This window comes from Mesorhizobium sp. M7A.F.Ca.US.006.04.2.1, from assembly GCF_004022915.1.
GTDB lineage: Bacteria > Pseudomonadota > Alphaproteobacteria > Rhizobiales > Rhizobiaceae > Mesorhizobium > Mesorhizobium ciceri.
This window is the reverse complement of sequence record NZ_RZQA01000520.1, coordinates 1-4,649: the sequence shown is the minus strand read 5'-3', so window position 1 is coordinate 4,649 and position 4,649 is coordinate 1. Positions and strand designations below refer to the sequence as shown.

Here is a 4,649-nt window from a genome sequence, read left to right as displayed (position 1 = left end):
GCCACGCATTGTGCCGAGGTCGGCAAGGCGTTGGCGCAATTGCATCTGGCCGGCGCCGATTTTTCGATGACGCGTCCGAATGCCCTGGCCATCGACGGCTGGCGCAAGCTCTGGGACGCAGCGCGCGACCGCGCCGACGAGGTCGAGCCGGGCCTGGCGGCCGAGGTTGATGCCGACTTTGCCGATTTTGAGCGCAACTGGCCCAAAGACCTGCCGCAAGGCATCATTCATGCCGATCTTTTCCCGGACAACGTTTTCTTCCTCGGCGAAAAGCTCTCCGGCCTGATCGACTTCTATTTCGCCTGCGACGACCTCTATGCCTACGATGTCGCCACCTGCCTCAACGCCTGGTGCTTCGAGAAGGATTTTTCCTTCAACCTGACCAAGGGCAAGGCGCTGCTCGCCGGCTACCAGAGCGTCCGGCCCCTGAGCGACCAGGAAAAGGCTGCGCTGCCGATGCTGGCGCGCGGTTCGGCGTTGCGCTTCATGCTGACCCGGCTATACGACTGGCTGACCGTCCCCGATGGCGGGCTGGTGATGAAACGCGATCCGACCGAATACATCAGAAGGATGCGGTTCCACCGGGCGATCAAATCTCCTTCGGAATATGGATTGGCCTGATATCATGAGCAAACAGGTTGAGATCTTCACCGACGGCGCTTGTTCGGGCAATCCCGGCCCTGGCGGCTGGGGCGCGATCCTGCGCTTCAACGGCACCACCAAGGAGCTTTCCGGCGGTGAGGCCGAGACGACCAACAACCGGATGGAACTGTTGGCTGCTATCTCGGCGCTGAACGCGCTGAAGGAACCGTGCACGGTCGAGCTTCACACCGACAGCAAATACGTCATGGACGGCATTTCCAAGTGGATCCACGGCTGGAAGAAGAACGGCTGGAAGACCGCCGACAAGAAGCCTGTCAAGAACGGTGAACTCTGGCAGGCGCTCGACGAGGCCAACAAGCGCCACAAGGTCACCTGGAACTGGGTCAAGGGCCATGACGGCCATGTCGAGAACGAGCGCGCCGACGAACTCGCGCGCGAAGGCATGGCGCCGTTCAAGAAAGGCCCGTTCAAGCCTGCAGCAGCGCCAAAGCCTGCTGCGCCGGCAATCGCGAAGGTGCGGCGCTCGACCCAGAGCTATTGAATTTCAGGAGCGGCGCGGCTCGGGTACGAAGAAGCGGATCAGCCAGTGGGCGGCGGCAACTACTACGATATCGGCGCGCATTCCGTTGTCTACGGCTGGCAGCCGATCGACAGGCCGACACAGCCGTAAGCGCTTATCGTATCAGCAGCGCCGTGCCCCAAAGCCCAAGTGCGAACACCGTGTGCGACACCAGGTTCAGCGCCCGGATCCGCATCGGGTTGGGCCGCTTCGAGGCGGCCCAGCCGGCGCCCATGCCGGGTGCCAGCAGGAACCAGCCGGCGCCGACGGTGACAATGCCGAGGATGAAGGCCGGCAGAAATGTCGGCGCGGCAAGCCAGCCCGCTCCGGCCAGCACCACCAGGATGATGCCGTAGATGATGCCGACAAAATAGTGAAAGGCCCAACCCAGCGCCTTTTCATGCGCGTATGGTGCTGTATCGCCGATATCGTCGTGAAAGACCTTGTCACGGAGATGCCAGACCCAGCGGCCGACCGGCCCCCAGTTCGGCCGTGGCTGGCCGAACGCCTTGTGCAGGAAGATGGCCCAGAGATCCATCAGCACGGTGGCGCCGACGCCGATCGCGATAGCGCGCCAGAAGATGTCAAACATCGCTAGGATCCCCCCAAAGCAACCCATGAACCACAAGCGCCATCGCCGTTGCGGCCGAAGGCGCACTGAAGTTCAGAGCTGTCCCAGAATATGGGCCGCGCCGGACTCGTCGACACCGGGCTTGGTCTCGACATTGAGCGCGGTGACCTTGCCGTCGTCGACGATCATCGAAAATCGCTTCGAACGCAGCCCCATGCCGCTGGCGGAAAGGTCATTGTCGAGGCCCACTGCCTTGGCGAAATCGCCACTGCCGTCGGCCAGGAACAGGATCTTGCCCTCGCCGCCGGTGAAGCGCGCCCAGGCGCCCATGACATGGACGTCATTGACCGAAACGACGGCGATGGTGTCGACGCCGCGCGCCAGGATGGCGTCATGGTTCTCGAGATAGCCGGGCAAGTGGTTGTTGCTGCAGGTCGGCGTGAAGGCGCCGGGAACTCCAAACAGAACGACCTTTTTGCCCGGGAAGATCTCGGCCCCGGTGATCGGCTTGGCGCCGTCGTCGGTCATCGTCTTGAAGGTCACGTCAGGCAGCTTGTCGCCAACGGAAATGGTCATGGATTCCTCGCTTGGGAAAATGGGGAAGGACGTGTCTTTGCGTAGCGAACCCAACGGCTTCCTGCAACCGTTGCGATGGGCTGGATCAAGGGAAAGGCAGAACCCCTTCGACAGCGCCCGCCGCACTCGTCAGCGTATAGTGAAGCCCGCCATCGGTCGGCGTCGTCGAGGGGCGATCGAGGATCGGCACGGTGAAAATCAGCTTGCCGTCCTTTTCGCTGCGGGCCGGGGTGCCGAACATGTAGTCCCGCTCGCCGGCAACGAAGAAGTCCGCCGCCGCCGGATCGCCGGGAAAGCTCGCCTCGACAATCAGCGTCTCATGGTCGCCCGGCAGCACATTGATGCCGAAATCGGACCTCGCGGGCGCAGGCAGTGCCGTAAAACTCGCCTTCACCAGCGCCGCGTCCTCGGCATTGTCCGGATCGGAGGCGGGGTCGACGGTCAGCCGCGTCTGCACCGGAATGCAGATCGTTTCGCAGATGCCGAGAAAGATGTCGGCATCGATCACCGCCGGCTGGTTCGGCGTCGCCAGCGTGAATGTCACCGGCAGAGAGACCGGATAGTTGTAGCCCGCCCATTTGCCATAGCCGTCGTCATGGCGCTGCGGCGCCGGAAACGACAGAGCGGCGTCGGCGATGTTGGTGCTGGCCGAAATGTCGAGTTGCGGCGGCACGCCCGCGTCTCCCGGATCGCGCCAATATGTCTTCCAGCCGGGCTTGAGCGCTATGTCGAGAACGCCCTGTATGCGGCCGGCATCGTCGGCTTTGCCTGATGTAACCAGCCGGACCTTGCCGCCTTCGCTGTTGTACCACGCCGACGAAGAGGCGGCGGCGGGAAGAGCGGTGGCCGATCCGATGGCGGCGCCGAGCAGCAGGATTTTCAAGCTTCGCATGGCGGTGATTTGATCGTCCGTTCGTGGCCGCGCAATGATTTCATGGCCTTGCCGGTATCATATTTGCGTGACTTCGAGGGAGAAGAATGTTCGAGCCGCCGCCACAGGCTTTGGTCGAATCCAGCACGGTGCATCTTTTCGGCGCTTTGGAAACGCGTTACGCTCCCTTCATGGACTTGTTGCGCCACAAGAAGACGGTCGCCAGTCGCGGCTTTCTCGACGATCAGTTCCTGATTGCCATGCCCGGCATGAAGGACGACCGTTTCACGCGCTCGGTCATCTATGTCTGCGCCCATTCCGATGAAGGCGCCATGGGCCTGATCATCAACCAGACGCAGCAGATGCTGTTTCCGGACTTGCTCGTGCAACTGGGCATCATGAACGAGCAGGAGGCAATCCGCTTGCCGGCTCAGGCCCGCGATTTCGTCGTGCGCAATGGCGGCCCCGTGGATCGCAGCCGGGGCTTCGTCCTGCATTCGGGCGACTATCGGGTGGAATCGTCGCTGACCGTTTCCGACGACATCTGCCTGACGGCGACCGTCGACATATTGCGCGCCATATCGTCCGGCCGCGGGCCTCGTCATGCGCTGATGGCGCTCGGCTATTCCGGCTGGGGTGCCGGCCAATTGGAGACCGAGATCGCAGAAAATGGCTGGCTGACCTGTCCGGCCAGTGCCGAGCTTCTGTTCGACACCGATATCGAGCGCAAATACGACCGGATCCTCGCCTCGATCGGTATCGACCTTGCGCATCTCAGCCTCGCTGCCGGACACGCCTGATCCGTTTACGCTTGCGTCAGCGGATACTGCTCTTTCAGCGTCTTCAGCACCTGGTCGCCCGGCATTGGCGCGCCGAACATGAAGCTCTGGACATATTCGCAGCCCATCTGGCGCAGTTCCAGCGCGTCGCTCTCGTCCGAAATGCCCTCGGCGACGACGGACAGGCCGAGTTCATGCGCCATGTTGACCATCGATTTCAGCAGCACCGCGCGCTTGGGCGTGTTGTCGTCGACGAAGCTCTTGTCGATCTTGATGGTGTCGAAGGGGAAACGCGTCAGATAGGCCAATGAGGAATAGCCGGTGCCGAAATCGTCCAGCGACAGGCCGATGCCGAGCTGCTTCAGCTTGGTCAGCACATGGGCGGTCTGCTCGGGATTGTCCATGACAAGCGATTCGGTGAGTTCGAGCCGGAAGCAGCGCGGCTTCAGGTTGGCCCGAGCGATGACCGAGCGGACGTCGCTGACCAGGTCGCGGCGGATCAACTGGCGGCTGGACAGATTCACCGAGACCGACAGCGGCGCGTCGCCGATCTGCTTTTGCCAGCTGGCGAGGTCTTCCGCCGCTTGCTGCGTGGCAAACAGGCCGAGCTGCGCGATCAGGCCGCAGCTTTCGGCGGCCGGGATGAAATCCGCCGGCGGGATCGTGCCGCGGCGAGGGTGGTCCCAGCGC

Annotated in this window: 7 protein-coding genes; 3 read left to right on the top strand and 4 right to left on the bottom strand. The window is 62.7% G+C overall.

The window, feature by feature from the left end; genetic code table 11:
• Both EN925_RS24215 and rnhA read left to right on the top strand, forming a co-directional pair.
• Positions 1–621 (top strand): phosphotransferase (locus EN925_RS24215; RefSeq protein WP_164894358.1); only part of this gene is annotated, 621 nt, incomplete at its 5' end.
• A 4-nt stretch (positions 622–625) separates the two neighbouring features.
• Positions 626–1,144, top strand: coding sequence for a ribonuclease HI (rnhA, locus tag EN925_RS24210; protein ID WP_027164143.1), 519 nt, complete (start codon positions 626–628; stop codon positions 1,142–1,144).
• 133 nt (positions 1,145–1,277) lie between these two features.
• On the opposite strand, the gene EN925_RS24200 is transcribed toward rnhA, so the two are convergent.
• From EN925_RS24200 to EN925_RS24190, 3 genes are all read right to left on the bottom strand, one after another.
• A complete protein-coding gene (locus tag EN925_RS24200; protein ID WP_013532768.1) occupies positions 1,278–1,754 on the bottom strand; it encodes a DUF2938 domain-containing protein in 477 nt (158 codons plus the stop codon).
• A 72-nt stretch (positions 1,755–1,826) separates the two neighbouring features.
• On the bottom strand, positions 1,827–2,309 hold the full coding sequence (locus EN925_RS24195) for a peroxiredoxin (RefSeq protein ID WP_027164142.1): 483 nt from the start codon (positions 2,307–2,309) through the stop codon (positions 1,827–1,829).
• Between the two features lie 85 nt (positions 2,310–2,394).
• Positions 2,395–3,201, bottom strand: a complete 807-nt coding sequence (locus EN925_RS24190) for a protein-disulfide reductase DsbD domain-containing protein (RefSeq protein WP_027164141.1) — start codon at positions 3,199–3,201, stop codon at positions 2,395–2,397.
• A 170-nt stretch (positions 3,202–3,371) separates the two neighbouring features.
• Here EN925_RS24190 and EN925_RS24185 point away from each other — a divergent pair, with 170 nt between their 5' ends.
• Positions 3,372–3,980 carry a YqgE/AlgH family protein gene (locus EN925_RS24185; protein ID WP_013532765.1) on the top strand — a complete coding sequence of 203 codons (609 nt, stop codon included), beginning with the start codon at positions 3,372–3,374 and terminating at the stop codon, positions 3,978–3,980.
• 5 nt (positions 3,981–3,985) lie between these two features.
• On the opposite strand, the gene EN925_RS24180 is transcribed toward EN925_RS24185, so the two are convergent.
• A partial coding sequence (locus EN925_RS24180; protein ID WP_164894357.1) for an EAL domain-containing protein occupies positions 3,986–4,649 on the bottom strand: 664 nt, incomplete at its 5' end.